The organism is Thermohalobaculum sediminis (genome assembly GCF_023487995.1).
Lineage (GTDB): Bacteria > Pseudomonadota > Alphaproteobacteria > Rhodobacterales > Rhodobacteraceae > Thermohalobaculum > Thermohalobaculum sediminis.
In genome coordinates this window covers 222120-238163 of record NZ_JAMFKN010000002.1, presented here as the reverse complement: position 1 = coordinate 238163, position 16044 = coordinate 222120, and the positions used below count along the sequence as shown (strand labels likewise).

Here is a 16044-nt window from a genome sequence, read left to right as displayed (position 1 = left end):
GGCCGGGGACGGAGAGGCGGAGATGGCCCGCGGCGGGCGGCGCGAGACGCGCGGTGAGCCCGAGCGGCGCTGCATCGCCTCGGGCGAGAGCGGTCCCACGGGGCCGCTCCTGCGCTTCGTTCTCGGCCCCGACGGCACGGTGGTGCCCGATCTCGCGGGTCGGCTACCCGGACGCGGCGCCTGGCTGACGGCAGACCGGGCGCTCGTGGCGAAGGCGGTGAAGAAGAACCTCTTCTCGCGCGCCTTCCGCCAGCCCGTGAAGGTCGAGCCGGACCTCGCCGACCGGCTGGAGGTGCTGATCGCGCGGCGGCTGGTCGAGCTGATCGGTCTCGCGCGCAAGGCCGGGCAGGCGGTGACGGGCTTCGAGAAGGTCCGCGCGCGTCTCGCCGAAGGCAAGGCCGCGGTGCTGGTGACCGCCAGCGACGCAGCTCAGGACGGGCGGGCCAAGATCGCCCGCGCGGCGCCGGAAGGGACGGCACGGGTCGACCTCCTCGACAGCGGGGAATTGGGTTTGGCTTTTGGACGTGATTTTGCGATACATGCCGCGCTCGACGCCGGCGGCATCGCGGACCGCGTCCTGATCGAGGCAGGGCGGCTCGCGGGATTCCGCTCCCCTCCTGCGATGGACGAGGCAGCGCGGGTCCCCGCGGGGGCCTCGGGCAACTGACGGAAGAAGGGGCCGCATGGCTCCCGGACAAGGTGATCGATGAGCGACAAGGACAACGACGGCAAGACGGGTGGGCGTGGGCGCGGGGCGCCGGGCGGCGGCATGCGCGGCTCGGTGCGCCAGAGCTTCAGCCACGGCCGGAGCAAGGCCGTCGTCGTCGAGATGAAGCGCTCGAAGCGCATCGTCGCGCCCGGCGCGGGTGCGGCTGCGGGGACGACGCAGGCCGCGGGCCAGGCCGGCACGCAGACGCCGCAGCCAGGTGCGAAGCCCGCGACCGTGGCGCTGAGGCCGCGCGCGGAAGGCGCCGAGGCGCCCGCCCAGGCGCCCGCCGGTGCGCGGGCCGAGGCGGGTGACGCCCAGCGCGCGCGCCAGCCGCGGCCGAAGATGCTCAACACCCTCTCGGAGGAGGAGTATGCCCGCCGGCTCGAGGCCCTGAAGCAGGCCAAGATCGACGACGAGCGCCGCCGCAAGGCCGAGGAGGAGGAAGCCCGCCGCCGCGCCGAGCGCGAAGCCCAGCGCCGCGCCGAGGAGGAGGCCGCCCGCCGCGCCGCCGAGGCGGAGGCCGAGGCCCGCCGCGCCGCCGAGACGAAGGAAGCCGAGGCCCGACAGGCCGCCGAAACCGAGACCGAGGCCGAGGCCGCAGCGCCCGCGGCCGCGACGGATGCTGTGGCGACCCCCGCGCCCGCGGCGCGGCCGCGGCCCGCCGCCGCCCCCGCGGCCGAGGCGCCGTCCCCGCGCGCGCTCGACGACGACGAGGGCCGCGGCCGCGGCCGTGGCGGTGCTGCGGGCGCCGCGAAGAAGCCCGCCCCCTCGCGCCGCGCCGGCGACGAGAAGCGGCGCACGGGCAAGCTCACGATCTCGAAACTCGGCGACGACGAGGGCGGGCGGCAGCGCTCGCTCGCGGCGATGCGCCGCCGGCAGGAGCGCGACAAGCGCCGCATGGGCGGCGGGCAGGAGGCGCGCGAGAAGGTCATCCGCGACGTGCGCCTGCCCGAGGCGATCACCGTGCAGGAGCTGGCCAACCGCATGGCCGAGCGCGTGGCCGATGTCATCAAGGCCCTGATGAAGAACGGCATCATGGCCACGCAGAACCAGTCGATCGACCAGGACACGGCCGAGCTGATCGTCGAGGAATTCGGCCACCGCGTCACCCGCGTGTCCGAGGCCGACGTCGAGGAGGCGATCGAGACGGCGAAGGATCGCGACGAGGACATGATCCCGCGCGCGCCGATCGTCACGATCATGGGCCATGTGGACCACGGCAAGACGTCGCTCCTGGACGCCCTGCGCAAGACCAACGTCGTCGCCGGCGAGGCGGGCGGCATCACCCAGCACATCGGGGCCTACCAGATCACGACCGAGGGCGGGCAGAAGATCACCTTCCTCGACACGCCGGGCCACGCGGCCTTCACCTCGATGCGCGCGCGCGGTGCGCAGGTCACCGACATCGTGATCCTGGTGGTCGCGGCCGATGACAGCGTGATGCCGCAGACCATCGAGGCGATCGCCCACGCCAAGGCCGCTGGCGTGCCGATGATCGTGGCGATCAACAAGTGCGACAAGCCCGCCGCCGACCCGCAGCGCGTGCGCACGCAGCTCCTGCAGCACGAGGTGGTGGTCGAGGAGATGTCGGGCGACGTGCTCGATGTCGAGGTCTCGGCGGTCACCGGCAAGGGTCTCGACCGGCTGGTCGAGGCGATCGCGCTGCAGGCCGAGCTGCTGGAACTCAGGGCCAACCCCGGCCGGGCGGCCGAGGGCGCGGTGATCGAGGCAAAGCTCGACGTGGGCCGCGGGCCGGTCGCGACCGTGCTGGTCCAGCGCGGCACGCTGAAGCTCGGCGACATCTTCGTGGTCGGCGAGCAGTGGGGCCGCGTCCGCGCCCTCATGAACGACAAGGGCGAGCGCGTCGAGGAAGCCGGTCCCTCAGAGCCGGTCGAGGTGCTGGGCCTGCAGGGCACGCCCGAGGCGGGCGACACGCTCAACGTGGTCGAATCCGAGGCCAAGGCGCGCGAGATCGCCGACTACCGCCAGCGCAAGGCGCGCGAGAAGCAGGCGGCGCAGGGGGCGCGCGCGACCCTCGACCAGCTGCTGGCGCAGGCCGGCGCGGCCGACGTCAAGGAACTGCCGCTGGTCGTCAAGGCCGACGTGCAGGGCTCGGCCGAGGCGATCGTGCAGGCGCTGGAGAAGGTCGGCAACGAGGAGGTGCGGGTGCGCATCCTGCACTCGGGCGTCGGCGCCATCACCGAATCGGATGTGACCCTGGCCGAGGCCTCGAAGGCCCCGATCATCGGCTTCAACGTCCGCGCCAACGCCCCGGCGCGCGAGAGCGCGAACCAGAAGGGCGTCGAGATCCGCTACTACTCGATCATCTATGACCTGGTGGACGACGTGAAGCAGGCGGCGTCGGGCCTTCTGTCGCCGGAAGTGCGCGAGAAGTATCTGGGTTATGCCAAGATCAAGCAGGTCTTCAAGGTCTCCGGCGTCGGCAAGGTCGCGGGCTGCGAGGTCACCGACGGCGTGGCGCGGCGCGACGTGGGCGTGCGGCTCTTGCGCGACAACGTCGTGATCCACGAGGGCAAGCTCAAGACGCTCAAGCGCTTCAAGGACGAGGTCAAGGAGGTCCGCGCCGGCCAGGAATGCGGCATGGCCTTCGAGAACTACGAGGACATCCGCGAGGGCGACGTCATCGAGATCTTCGAGAAGGAGGAGGTCGAGCGCACGCTCTGACCGCCTCCGCCGCGCGCCCGCGCGGCAGATTTCGCCTCGCCGCGCCGTGGCGCGGCCGGAGAGACCCGCCGCGGCGTCGCAAGGCGCCGCGGCATGCGTTTGAGACCCCGGGCGGGAAAGGAACGGCCAATGTCGAGACGGGGACACGAACGGGCCGAGGGCCCCAGCCAGCGCCAGCTTCGCGTCGGCGAGACCATCCGCCGCGTGCTGTCGGGCATCCTGCTGCGCGGCGACCACCATGTCAGCGACCTCGAGGGCGTGCCGGTCACGGTGGGCGAGGTCCGCATCTCGCCCGACCTGCGGCAGGCCACGATCTATGTCATGCCGCTGGGCGGGCGCGACGCCGCGGGCGTGCTGGCCGCGCTCAACCGCGCGCGCGCCGAGTTCCGCCACCTCGTCAGCCGCGAGGTCACGCTGAAATTCGCGCCCGACCTGCATTTCGCGCTGGACGAGACCTTCGACCGGATGGACGAGACGCGGCGCATGCTGTCTGACCCCGCGGTGCGGCGCGATCTCGAAAGCTGATCCCAGGCGTCGCGTTTCACGCCATGGCGAACGCTTTGTTCACGTTTGTTCTCTTTTCTTTCCGCGTTACTGACCGGGCGCGCCTCGTGCCGTCCGTCGCGGAAAGGGATGGGGCATGGCGTCGACGGTGCAGTCCGGCAGCATCTTCTTCGGGCGCAGCGAGGGCGCGCGGCTCGGCTATTCCGCCTCCGTCGCAGGCGATATCGATGGGGATGGATGGGCCGACTGATCCTGGGCGCGCCGGGCGCCGCGGCGCGCGACGCCGGCGGCGCAGTGGTCTCGCAGATGGCGGGCGAGGCGGTGGTGATCCTCGGCGGGCCCGGCGGCTTCGCGCCTGTCACGCGGCTGGCCGTCGCGGCCAATGGCCCGGGCGTCGCGCTGTTCGAGGGCTCGCAGGCGATGGACCGGGTCGGCACGGCCGTGGCGGGCGGCGGAGACATCGACGGTGACGGCTACGACGACATCCTGATTGGCGCGCCGTTCCGCGATCAGGTGGCGGGCACCGATGCGGGCGCGGCCTTCGTGGTGTTCGGCGGCGGCGAGGCACTCGCAGGCTGGCGCGCAGGGGCACCTGCGGCCGGCAGCGTCTCGCAGGAGATGCAGGGCGGCGCGCCCCGCGCCTATGCGGGCTTCTCGGTCGCGATGGTGGGCGACATCGACGGCGACGGACGCGCCGATTCGGCCATCGGCATGCCGGGGGCGAGCCTCGGCGCCCGCTTCGGCGCCGGGACGATCGAGATCCGCTTCGCGGGAACCGGCGACCGCGACCTCGACGACGATGGTCAGGGCGGCGGGCGCCTCGCGATCCACGGCGGCGCGGCCCTCGACGCGGCGGGCGCGGCGATCTCGGCGGCGGGCGACGTGAACGGCGACGGCATCGGCGACCTGCTGATCGGCGCCCCGGCGGCCGCGGGCGCGGCGGCGGCGTCGGGCGCGGCCTATGTCGTCTTCGGGCGCGCGGGCGGGTGGCAGGCCGATCTCGACCTCGGCGCGCTCGGCCCCGGCTCGGGCGTCGTGCTGCGCGGGGCTGCCTCGGGCGATCTCGCCGGGGTTGCGGTCGCCTCCGCCGCCGATGTGAACGGCGACGGCATCGGCGACGTGATCGTTGGCGCGCCTGACGCGGTCGGCGGCCGTGGCGCGGCTTATGTGGTGTATGGACACCGCGACGGATTGCCGGCGGCGATCGACCTCGGCGCGCTCGACGGCGCCGCGGGCTTCCGGATCGAGGGCGCCATGGCCAGCGAGGCGCTGGGAACCTCGGTCGTGGGCGTCGGCGACGTCAACGGCGACGGATTCGACGACGTTCTGATCGGCATCCCGCGCGCCGCGGCACCGGGGCGGCTCTCGCCCGGCGCGGCAATCCTGGTGTTCGGCTCGGCTGAGGGGCCGGCGGGCGGCGCCCTGCCGGGCCGCCCCGCGCCGGGCGAGGGCTATGTCTTTCGCGGTGGCGGGTGACGTGAACGGCGACGGCTGGGCCGACTTCATGATCGGCGCCGACCTTGCCAATGACGGCAGCCGCGTGGACGCCGGCGCGGTCTATCTGGTGCATGGCGGGCCGGGCATCCTCGCCGCCCTGGATGCCCTCGACGGGGCGATCGACAGCGTGATCGAGCTTGCGCGCGTGGGCTCGTCGGTCACGGTCGAGACGGTGTTCGCGCCTGCGCCGCAGAGCAATCTCGCGCCGCCCCCGGTGACGGAGATGGACAACGACCCGGATACCGCTCCGGCCCTGCGCGGGCCCTACGACATGATCGCGGACGACAGTGTGGCGAGGCTAGGGGCGGGGCCGTCCGTGGCCGTCAAGCCGCGTGCCGGGCGGGACGGATCGGCGGTTCCGGATGGCGATGCCCCAGCGGCCGAGGCCGCCGAGGCCCAGGCGACACGCGCATGGAGCGGCACCGGGGCCGACGCCTCGCGCCCGCGCGGCGGCATCGACCGATGGGAGCCCGGCGACGACAGCTTCGACTTCGCCGCGATGGGCGATGGCGAGGCGGCGCGCTCCGCGGTGCTCCACCCGCTTGCCGAGGACTGGCGCATGTCGACCGGATCCGGTGCCGGGACGGAGAGCCATGACGCCGGCATCGAGCCGGCCGATGCAATTCAGTTCCCGGTTCCGGACGATGGCGCCAACTGGGACGGGCTGCTCTGAGCGCACGCCCGTGGTGCGAGGCCTGTGCGCGCGGCGACCGCAGCGCGTGCGGCAGCGACGGGGCAGGGCGTGTCTCGAACCGACGCGCCACTGTGGGTCGGCGATGCCTCGCCGGACCCGCGCTGCTGGGGGGGAGATACCGAGCCGGACCCTTGCCGCTGATGGGTCGGCGATGCCGCGGCGGACCGGCGCCGCTTGGGGGGCGGCGATGCCGCGCCGGGCGCGCGCGTCAGGCGAAACGATCGGTCGCGCGGACCAGTTCGGCGGCGATACCGGGTTCGGACAGTGCGTGGCCCGCGTCGTCCACCATCCTGAGCGCCGAGGCGGGCCAGGCGCGGACGAGCTCCACCGCGGTCGCGGGCGGGCAGATCATATCGTAGCGGCCCTGCACCACCACCCCCGGCACCCGGGCGATCCGGTCCATGCGGGCGAGGATCCGGCGATCGTCGTCGAGCCAGCCGCCATGCTGGAAATAGTGGCACTCGATCCGGGCGAAGGCCCGGGCATAGGCGCCGTCGACGAAACCCGTGCCGACCGGCCGGAGTGCCGCCGTCGCGGTCTCCCAGCGCACCCAGGGACGCGCGAAGCGCAGCTGCTCGGCCTCGCTGGGGCCGGTCAGGCGGCGGTGATAGGCGCCAATCAGGTCGTCGCGCTCGGCCGGCGGGATGGGCTGGACGAAATCCGCCCAGGCCTCGGGGAAGAAGCGCGCGGCCCCCCCGCCATAGAACCAGTCGAGCTCGGCGCGCGTCAGCGTGAACACGCCGCGCAGCACCAGCCCGGTCACACGCTCGGGATGGGCCTGGGCATAGAGAAGCGCGAGCGTCGAGCCCCAGGAGCCGCCGAAGGCGAGCCAGCGGTCGATGCCCAAATGCGCGCGGATCGCCTCGATATCCTCGACAAGATGCCAGGTGGTGTTCGCGCCGAGTGCGCCCTGCGGACGCGAGCGCCCCGCGCCGCGCTGGTCGAACATCACGATGCGCCAGCGCTCGGGGTCGAAGAAGCGGCGCATGAAGGGGCTCGACCCGGCGCCTGGCCCGCCATGCAGGACGATCGCCGTCGGGCCCTGCCGGCGGCCCGAGATCTCGACATAGATCTCGTGCCCGTCGCCCACGTCGAGATGGAAGCGCGTGTGCGGCTCGACCGGCGGGTGCAGCCGCGCCTCGTCCTGCGCTCTCTGGCGGATGTTCACGCGGCGGCGACTCCCTCGGGCCGTGGCGATGCGACGCAGCCGCCGGCCCGGTGGCGGCAGACGCGGGCTTGACCTATGTCAGCCGGTGGGCCCATGCAAGGCAAGCCGAAAAGGGAGCGCGTCCGATGGCACTCAGCGCGAGCGTCGATACCGCCGAGATCGCCAAGTTCGAGGCGATGGCCGACGAGTGGTGGGACCCGAACGGCAAGTTCCGCCCGCTGCACATGCTGAACCCCTGCAGGCTGGGCTATGCCGTCGAGCAGATCGCCCTGCAGCACGGCCGCGACCCGGCCTCGCTGCGCCCCTTCGAGGGCCTGCGCGTCCTCGACATCGGCTGCGGCGGCGGGCTCCTGTCCGAGCCGATGGCCCGACTCGGCGCCAGCGTCACGGGGGTGGACCCGGCCGCGCGGAACATCCCCGTGGCCCAGATCCATGCCGAGCGCATGGGCCTTGCCATCGACTACCGCGTCTCGACCGCCGAGGAGCTGGCCGCCGCGGGCGAGAGCTTCGACGCCGTGCTGAACATGGAGGTGGTCGAGCATGTCCCCGACCCGCAGGCGTATCTCGACGCCTGCGCCGCGCTGGTGCGGCCGGGGGGGATCATGATCTGCTCGACCATCAACCGGAACCCCAAGAGCTACCTCATGGCCATCGTCGGCGCCGAGCAGATCATGCGGTGGCTGCCGCGCGGCACGCATGACTGGCGCAAGTTCATCACGCCGGACGAGCTGTTCGCCATGATCGCGAGATCGGGCCTCACGCCGGTGGACCGCAAGGGCTTCCAGTTCAACCCGGTGACCTGGGGATGGCGCATCTCGGAGCGGGATCTCACGGTGAACTACGTCACCGCCTCCGTCAGGCCCGCCGCCGGGGCCTGACCAGCGCAAGCCCCGCGAACAGGAGCGCGAGCGCCGCCCAGACGTAGGGCGAATGCCGCTCGCCCAGCACCAGCATGCCGAGTGCCACGCCCGAGCCGGTGACGACATAGGCCGTCTGCGCCGCGAACACCGCGCCCCCGTTGGCAATGAGCCAGACGAAGCCGAGATAGCAGCCGACATTGAGCACAGCCGAGCCCAGCAGCGCCCCCTCGCGCCAGCCGAAGCCCGACAGGTCCGGCACCGCGTCCGCGGCCAGCATCACCGGCGCCACCATGATCGCCGCGGCCCACAGCAGGCCGCACATGGTCTGCACCGCGTCGATCCCGCGTGGCATCCAGCGCGCGATCACCACGTTCTCGGCCGAGTAGGACAGCGCCACCATCACCGGCAGCGCCACCCAGGCGGCCTGCGCGGGGTCGGGGAGGCTCGCCTCGGGGCCCACCAGCAGCAGCATCGCGGCAAGGCCCAGCCCGAGCCCCGCGACCCGCGCGGGCTCGGCCCGCTCGACACGCAGCGGAAGGGCCAGGACCAGCGTCATCATCGGCACGGTCGAGAGCACGATCGACTGCACGCCCACCGGCAGGTGCCTGATCCCCTCGTAGCTGAGCGTCGAGGGCAGCGCCGTTCCCAGCAACCCGCAGACCGCGTAGAACACCAGATGCCCCCGCCCCAGCGGCAGGCGCCGGCCCGAGAGCCGCATCGCCGCGGTGATGATCGCAAGCCCGATCACCGCCTGCCAGAAGGTCACGCCGATCGGGTGATGCCCGGCCGCCATGCCGATCTTCGAGAGAAGCTGCGTCGAACCCCAGGCCGCGCCGATCGCGACCATCGCGAACCAGAGCAGCGCGGGACGCGCCCCGGTTGCAGCGGCGGCGATGGTGTCGGCGGGCATGGCGGGCGGCCTTCGATGACGCCGCCGGGAATGCGGCGGAGCCCGACATCAATCACCCCGGAACGGGCGCCACGTCAACACCGACCGTGAGGCGCTGAGCGCCAGCGCCGACGACGAAGCCCGAGACCGGGCTGACATCGGCATAGTCCCGCCCCCAGGCCAGCGTGACATGGTCCTCGCCGGGGACGAGGTCGTTGGTGGGGTCGAACTCGACCCAGTCGAACACGGGGTCCCATACCGCGACCCAGGCGTGACTGGCATCGGCCCCGGCAAGCCGCGGCTGCCCCTCGGGCGGGATGGTCCGCAGGTAGCCCGAGACGTAGCGCGCCGGCACCCGGTGCGCGCGCAGCGCCGCCAGCATCACATGCGCGAAATCCTGGCAGACGCCGTGCCTGGCCTCGAAGCTCTCGGCCGGCAGGGTGTCGGCGCCGGTCGCACCGGGGATGTAGTCGAACTCGGCGTGGATGCGGGCCGAGAGCGCCGCCGCCGCCGTGAGAACCGGGCGGCCGGGCGCGAAGCAGGCGCGCGCCCAGTCCTCGATGGCGGGCGAGGCGGCGGTGAGCGCGGTCGGGAACGCGAAAGGCGCGACCTCGGCCGGGGCGGGGCCCGCCGCCGCGCCGGTCGCGCGGGCGCGCACGTCCTCCCATGGCGACGAGGCCTCGAAGATGAACTGCGACGGCGCCTGCCGCTCGACCCTGCTGACGGCGAGGATCTCGAGCCGGCCGTGCGGGCGGCTCACGGTCGCGGCATGGGCGAGGTTGCCGAACATGTCGCGCTCGGGCTGCAGGGCATCGGGCCGAGGGTCGACCGTGATGCGGCTCTCGAGCACGCGCTGATCGCCCGTCTCGCGCGGGGTCAGCCGCAGCAGGTGCTGCGAGAAGGCCGCAGCCTCGGCATAGTCGTAGACCGTGCGGTGGGTGACCTCGTAGATCATCGCGTCTCTCCCGAACGGCCCTGGCTCACCAGCGCCACAGGGGCCTCGGCATGGGCGAAATAGGCGCGCGCTAGGGCGTCCGAGATCTCGGCGAGGTCGGCCCTGCAGCGCGCCATCAGCGCGGCGAGGGCCGGGCGCGCGCTGCCGCCACCATCCGGCCCCGTCGCCACCAGTCGATCCGCCTCGATCAGCCTCAGCTCCGTCAGCAGCGCGAGCGCGCGGCGGTGCTCGGGCCGCCGATAGGGGCTGTCCGAGGGCAGCAGCGCCAGCACTGCCTCGAGCTGCACGAGCTGGAAGGCGAGCGCGCGGGGATTCGTCTCGTCGAGGATCAGCAGGTCCATCACCGCGGCGGGCGTCGGCACCATCATGTAGCGCGTGCGGTAGGCCGAGGCCGAGTCCGAATAGGTGAGCAGCGCCCGAAGGAAGCTCTCCTCATGCGCGCGCTGGTGCCCCGCGATGCGGCTGACCACCCGGGCGATCTGGGTGCCACGCTCGATCCGGCGGCCCATCTCGAGGAAGCGCCAGGCGAAGTTGCGGGTCAGGTTCTCCTGCGCCGAGCCCGCGAAGGCCGCGAGCGAGCGCAGCGCGTCCTCGATGAGCCGCGCGATCTCGCCCGAGGCGCGGAAATCGAGCTTCGCCCGCCAGCGCGGATCGGCGCTGAGCCGGTCGATGTAGCGCCAGCTTTCCTCGGAGATCGACATCCGCGCCCGCACCGCGCCCGAGCGCAGGGCGCCGAGCGTCGGGACCAGCCCTTCGGGCTCGTCGGGGTCGCAGGCAAGCCGCAGCATGGTCTCGCGCAGCCGCGCGGCCGAGGGCGGGCGGTCGTCGCCCCGGGCGTGGATGGCGAGCAGTTCGGCCAGCGCCCCCGGGTCGGCGTCGATCCGGTTGCCCGAGAGATAGCGGCGTAGGCAGACGCTGAGGATGCGCAGCACCGACTCGGCGCGCTCGGCGTTGCGGCCCAGCCAGAACACCTCGTCCGCGACGCGGCTCAGGAGGTCGCGCCCGGTGCGGCGCAGATGTCCCTCGGCCAGGCGCGCCGCCAGCAGGCTGCCGGGCTCGTCGGGCGCCGGGGCCGCGGGATCGGGCAGTACCCAGACATCCTTGCCGAAGCCCAGCGCCGGCGGCGGGCAGCCGGGCTCGACCGTTGCGGCGACGCCGCCGGGGGCGACGCTCCATGCCTCGCCCGTCCAGTTCGCGAAGGCGCGCATCATCCATTCGCGGGGCGCGAGGCGGCCACCGCTCCAGACCGGCGAGGTGGCCAGGGGTGGCGTCGCCACCGCCGCGAAGGCCTCGCCCGTCCGCTCGAGATCGCGCGCGAGGCGGTCGCGCCGCTCGCCCGTCAGCGGCGCCGCGGGGTCATCGGGCAGCGCGGGCGGCCGGTCGGGGCTGGCGCCGCCGGTGAGCGGCTCGATCCGCCAGAAGGGCAGCTCGTCCAGAACCTGCGCGCGCGCCGCCGCATCGCCCAGCCACAGGCAGGGCGCGTCGGCGATCATCAGGGGCTCGCCCAGCAGCCGCTCGCACAGCACATGAGCATAGGGCGCGAGCGCGCGGTAGGCCATCACCGCGGTGCCGATGGCGTTGCCCATCACCAGCCCGCCCCCGCGGGCCGCGACGGTCAGCGCGGGCGCCCCGGGTGCCGCGCTGCGCGGGCGGTGCAGCGCGTCGATCCGCCGGTCCGGGACGCCGCGCAGCAGGACATCGACCTTCTTGAGCCCGTCCAGCGTCTTGAGGAAGGCCGCGCCCTCGCGCACCGTGAGATCGGCGGGCTCGACCAGCGTGGCGTTGAGATAGCGCGCGAGATAGGCGTGGCTGAAGTAGCGGGGGTCGCCCTCGCCCCCGGTCAGCAGCGCAAGGCGTCCCTCCCAGCCGGTAATGCTGTCGAGCAGGTCCTGGAAGCGCGCGAAATGGCTCGCCAGCCGGCGCACGCCGAAGTCGACGAAGGGCTCGGCCAGCGCCTGGCTTGTGGCGATGCGGTTGGCGATGAGCCAGCCGTCGCCCAGTGGCGCGTCGAGCCGGTCGGCGAGGATCATCCACCGCCCGTCCGCGCCGCGTGCGACATCTGCCTCGTAGACCAGCGTGAAGCGGGCCGGTGGCGTCTCCCAGCCCGCCGCATGTGCCGCGAAGGCGTCCGAGCCGAACACCAGACCCGGCGGGATCAGCCCCTCGCGCAGCGTCGCACGGGGCCCGTAGATGTCGGCGATCACCGCCTCGGCAAGCCGCGCGCGCTGCGCGAGCCCCAGTTCCAGCGCCGCCCAGTCGGCGGCAGACAGGACCACCGGGACGGGGTCGGCGGCGTCGGGCGCCAGGGGCGCCGCGCGCGAGGTGAAGGCGATGCCGGATTCGTCCCTGAGCCGCGCCAGCTCGCGCGCCGCGGCCTCGACCGCGCGCGGGCCCGCCTCGTCGATCCAGCCCGCGAGCCGGGCCCAGTGCGGACGCACCCGGCCGGCGGCGTCGAAGCCCTCGTCGTGCCGCCCGGCAAAGGGCAGATAGGCCGCGGCGCCTTGCAGCGCCGCCTCAGCCTTTCCCCCGCCCGCCGCACGCGCGCCTTCGGCCATGCCACCCTCACCCTGCCCTGCCGCGCGCCTCGCCGCGGCCCGCGGCGACTTTCTCAGGCCTGAAGCCTAAGGTCCAGCGTCAGCGGGAACTCGGGCGACAGGCGCGGCGCCCTCGGCCAGACCTGCCCCGGCCGGTGGCCCATCGCCTCGAACCGCGCCATCCGCCGCCCTTCGGCCTCGAGGTCGTTCACCGGCTGCGTCTCGAAGCTGCGCCCGCCGGGATGAGCCACTCGATAGACGCAGCCGCCCAGCGACCGCCCCGACCACGTGTCCCATAGATCGAACGTCAGCGGCGCATGCACCCCGATGGTCGGGTGCAGGCACTGCGCCGGGCGCCAGGCGCGGAAGCGGATGCCCGCGACATGCTCGTCGGCGCGGTCGGTTGGCGTCAGCGGCACGTCGAGGCCGTTGCAGAGCACCCTGTAGCGCCCCGCGAGGTCGCCCTCGACCCGCAGCTGCACCCGTTCGAGCGAGCTGTCGACATAGCGTGCCGTCCCCCCGATCGCCCCGGTCTCGCCCAGCACGTGCCAGGGCTCGAGCGCGGCGCGCAATTCCAGCCCGACGCCGCGGTGGCGCACGTCGCCCAAAAGCGGGAATCGGAACTCGAACTGCGCCTTGAACCATTCGGGGTCGAAATGGATGCCGAGGCCGCCCGACAGGTCCGCCAGCACGTCGAGGAAGTCCTGCCAGACATGGTGCGGCAGCATGAAGCGGTCGTGCAGCGCCGTGCCCCAGCGCACGGGGGGCCGGGTGAAGGGCTGGCGCCAGAACCAGGCGATCAGCGCGCGCAGCACCAGCGCCTGCGCCATCGCCATGCGCGGGTGGGGCGGCATCTCGAAGGCGCGGAACTCCACGAGCCCCAGCCGTCCCGTGGGCCCGTCGGGCGAGTAGAGCTTGTCGATGCAGATCTCGGCGCGGTGGGTGTTGCCGGTCAGGTCCGTCATCAGGTCGCGGAAGATGCGGTCCACCAGCCAGGGCGGCGGCGCGCCCTCGGGCCCCGGCACCTGGCCGAGCGCGATCTCGAGTTCGTAGAGCACGTCCTGCCGCGCCTCGTCGATGCGCGGCGCCTGGCTGGTGGGCCCGATGAACACGCCCGAGAACAGGTAGCTGAGCGAGGGATGCCGCTGCCAGTAGCGGATCAGGCTGGCCAGAAGGTCGGGCCGGCGCAGGAACGGGCTGTCCTCGGGGCTCGCGCCGCCGACGACGATGTGATTGCCGCCGCCCGAGCCCACCATCCGCCCGTCATGCAGGAACTTGACCGTGTCGAGCCCGGCATGGCGCGCGGCGTCGTAGAGCGTGTCGGTCACGCGGCACTGCTCGGCCCAGCTGGTGGCGGGGTGGATGTTCACCTCGATCACGCCGGGGTCGGGGGTGGCCTTGATGACGTTGAGCCGCGGGTCGAAGGGCGGCGCGTAGCCGTCGAGATGCACCGGCTGCCCGGTCTCGGCCGCGGCCTCCTCGATGGCGGCGATCAGGTCGATATAGGCCTCGGCGTTAGGCACCGGCGGCAGGAAGACGCACAGCTTGCCGTCGCGCGGCTCGACCGTCACGGCGGTGCGCACGAATTCGGTGTGAATCGCGCGGGCCGGGTCGGGCGGCAGCGCGGGGGCGCCCACGTTGACCCACGCCCCGCCTGCGGGGGCGTCCCAGTAGCGCGCGCCCTCGCCAGGGCGCTGCGGCTCGGGGCCCGGCGCGCCGGCATCGCCACGCTCCTGCATCCGGATCGAGGTGACGGGCAATTCGGGGCGCGCCGCGAAGGGGTCGCGCTGGAACAGGAAGGGGTAATCGCCCTCGCCAAGGAACGGCAGCGAGGTCAGCGGCAGCCGGTAGCCGGCCGAGCTGTCGCCCGGCGCCAGATAGAGCCGCCCGCGCCGGGTCCTCCACTTCTCGGTCGCCCAGCGATAGCGCCGGCGCGGCCCGCGCTCCGCCGCCTGGCTCATGGCAAGCTGGCAGGGGATCACCATGCAAGTGGGCTGGCCCAGCCCCCGCTCGAAGGCCGCGGCCATCTGCCGGCGCTCGAGTGGGTCGTCGAGGCGGTTCGAGGCGGGATCGAGGTTCACCGGCAGGCGGCTCTCCTGCAGCACATAGGTGATCGGGTCCTCGTACGCGGGTTCCGGCGCGTCGGGCGGCAGGTCGAGCGCACCCGCCAGCGCGGCGGCGAAGCGCTCGGCCTCGGCGATGCCCGCGCCCGTTGCGCCCTCGGGCGCGATCAGCTCCGGGTCGTGCCACAGCCGCACCCCGTCGCGCCGCCAGTAGAGCGCGAAGGCCCAGCGCGGCAACTGCTCGCCCGGATACCACTTGCCCTGGCCGTAATGCAGCACGCCACCGGGCGCGAAGGCGTCGCGCAGCCGCCGGATCAGCCGGTCGGCATGATCGCGCTTGGTGGGACCCACGGCCGCTGTGTTCCACTCGTCGGCGTCGCGGTCATGGGCCGAGACGAAGGTGGGCTCGCCCCCCATCGTCAGGCGCACGTCGCCCTCGGACAGCATCGCGTCCACCGCCTGCCCGGCCGCGTCGATCCGCGCCCAGTGCTCGTCGGTGAAGGGGAAGGTCACGCGCGGCTCCTCGCGCACGCGGCGGACCTCCATCTGGTGGTCGAAGGCGACCTCGCATTTCTCCAGCATGCCCGAGATCGGTGCTGCCGATTTCGGGCTGGGCGTGGCGGCGAGCGGGATGTGCCCCTCGCCCGCGAACAGCCCCGACGTCGGGTCGAGCCCGATCCACCCCGCGCCGGGCGCATAGACTTCGCACCAGGCGTGCAGGTCGGTGAAATCGGCGGCCGGCCCGCTGGGTCCGTCGATCGCCTTCACGTCGGGCGTGAGCTGGATGAGGTAGCCCGACACGAAGCGCGCCGCGAGGCCGAGCCGGCGCATCAGGTGCACCATCAGCCAGCCGGAATCGCGGCACGAACCGGTGCCCTTTTCCAGCGTCTGCTCGGGCGTCTGCACGCCCGGCTCCATGCGGATGGTGTAGCCGACCGCCGCCTGCACGCGCTGGTTCACGTCCACGAGGAAATCGACCGTCTGCTGGCGCGCGCGCGGGATCGAGGCGAGCAGCGCCTCGAAACGCGGGCCCTGCGGAGCGGTTTCCAGGTAGGGGGCGAGATCCTTGCGCGTCTCCTCCTCATAGGCGAAGGGGAAGTGGAAAGCGCTGTCCTCGAGAAAGAAGTCGAAGGGGTTCACCGCCGCCATGTCGGCCACGAGGTCCACCGTCACCTCGAAGTGGTCGACCTTCTCGGGGAACACGACGCGGGCAAGGTAGTTGCCGAAGGGATCCTGCTGCCAGTTGATGAAATGCGGCTCGGGGGTGATCTTCTGGCTGAAGGCGAGGATCTTCGTCCGCGAATGCGGCGCCGGCCGAAGGCGGATGACCTGCGGCCCCAGCGTGATCCGCCGGTCGTAGCGGTAGGTCGTGCGATGCGTGATCGCGGCGTTGATGCTCATGCGCCCCACCTCGGATGCTGCGACGCAATAACCAAGCCCTGCCGCGCCGCGGGTGTCAATCGCGCCGGCGCGCGACCGGCGGCTT

At 73.1% G+C, this 16044-nt stretch carries 11 protein-coding genes; 6 read left to right on the top strand and 5 right to left on the bottom strand.

The genetic code is table 11. The features are described 5' to 3' along the window. Positions 1-22 precede the first annotated feature (22 nt). The 5 genes from M1105_RS05005 (at position 23) to M1105_RS04985 (ending at position 6068) form a co-directional block, all read left to right on the top strand. Complete coding sequence (locus M1105_RS05005; protein WP_249579249.1) at positions 23-667, top strand: RNA-binding protein; 645 nt, start codon at positions 23-25, stop codon at positions 665-667. Between the two features lie 39 nt (positions 668-706). After that, the gene (gene infB / locus M1105_RS05000) at positions 707-3394 is read left to right on the top strand and encodes a translation initiation factor IF-2 (protein WP_406600600.1); all 2688 of its coding nucleotides are present in this window, start codon (positions 707-709) and stop codon (positions 3392-3394) included. A 129-nt stretch (positions 3395-3523) separates the two neighbouring features. Then, positions 3524-3919 (top strand): 30S ribosome-binding factor RbfA, encoded by a 396-nt coding sequence (gene rbfA / locus M1105_RS04995; RefSeq protein ID WP_249579248.1) that lies wholly within the window; start codon positions 3524-3526, stop codon positions 3917-3919. Positions 3920-4135: 216 nt separating this feature from the next. After that, complete coding sequence (locus M1105_RS04990; RefSeq protein WP_249579247.1) at positions 4136-5374, top strand: integrin alpha; 1239 nt, start codon at positions 4136-4138, stop codon at positions 5372-5374. Continuing rightward, a complete protein-coding gene (locus M1105_RS04985) occupies positions 5352-6068 on the top strand; it encodes an integrin alpha (protein WP_249579246.1) in 717 nt (238 codons plus the stop codon). Before M1105_RS04990 ends, M1105_RS04985 begins: the two co-directional genes overlap by 23 nt. Before the next feature lie 229 nt (positions 6069-6297). Here M1105_RS04985 and pip read toward each other — a convergent pair whose 3' ends face one another. Next, on the bottom strand, positions 6298-7257 hold the full coding sequence (pip, locus tag M1105_RS04980) for a prolyl aminopeptidase (RefSeq protein WP_249579245.1): 960 nt from the start codon (positions 7255-7257) through the stop codon (positions 6298-6300). A gap of 125 nt (positions 7258-7382) precedes the next feature. Between pip and ubiG the strand changes: the two genes are divergently transcribed. Further along, a complete protein-coding gene (gene ubiG / locus M1105_RS04975; protein WP_249579244.1) occupies positions 7383-8135 on the top strand; it encodes a bifunctional 2-polyprenyl-6-hydroxyphenol methylase/3-demethylubiquinol 3-O-methyltransferase UbiG in 753 nt (250 codons plus the stop codon). On the opposite strand, the gene M1105_RS04970 is transcribed toward ubiG, so the two are convergent. From M1105_RS04970 to M1105_RS04955, 4 genes are read right to left on the bottom strand one after another with little or no spacing between them, the layout of a single operon-like run. After that, a complete protein-coding gene (locus tag M1105_RS04970) occupies positions 8113-9027 on the bottom strand; it encodes a DMT family transporter (protein ID WP_249579243.1) in 915 nt (304 codons plus the stop codon). The two genes, ubiG and M1105_RS04970, sit on opposite strands and share 23 nt — an antisense overlap. A 52-nt stretch (positions 9028-9079) precedes the next feature. Further along, positions 9080-9961, bottom strand: coding sequence for a transglutaminase family protein (locus tag M1105_RS04965; RefSeq protein ID WP_249579242.1), 882 nt, complete (start codon positions 9959-9961; stop codon positions 9080-9082). Beyond that, the gene (locus M1105_RS04960) at positions 9958-12516 is read right to left on the bottom strand and encodes a circularly permuted type 2 ATP-grasp protein (RefSeq protein WP_249579241.1); all 2559 of its coding nucleotides are present in this window, start codon (positions 12514-12516) and stop codon (positions 9958-9960) included. The genes M1105_RS04965 and M1105_RS04960 overlap by 4 nt, the downstream gene beginning before the upstream one ends. 53 nt (positions 12517-12569) lie before the next feature. Next, positions 12570-15959, bottom strand: coding sequence for a transglutaminase family protein (locus tag M1105_RS04955; protein WP_249579240.1), 3390 nt, complete (start codon positions 15957-15959; stop codon positions 12570-12572). Positions 15960-16044 lie beyond the last annotated feature (85 nt).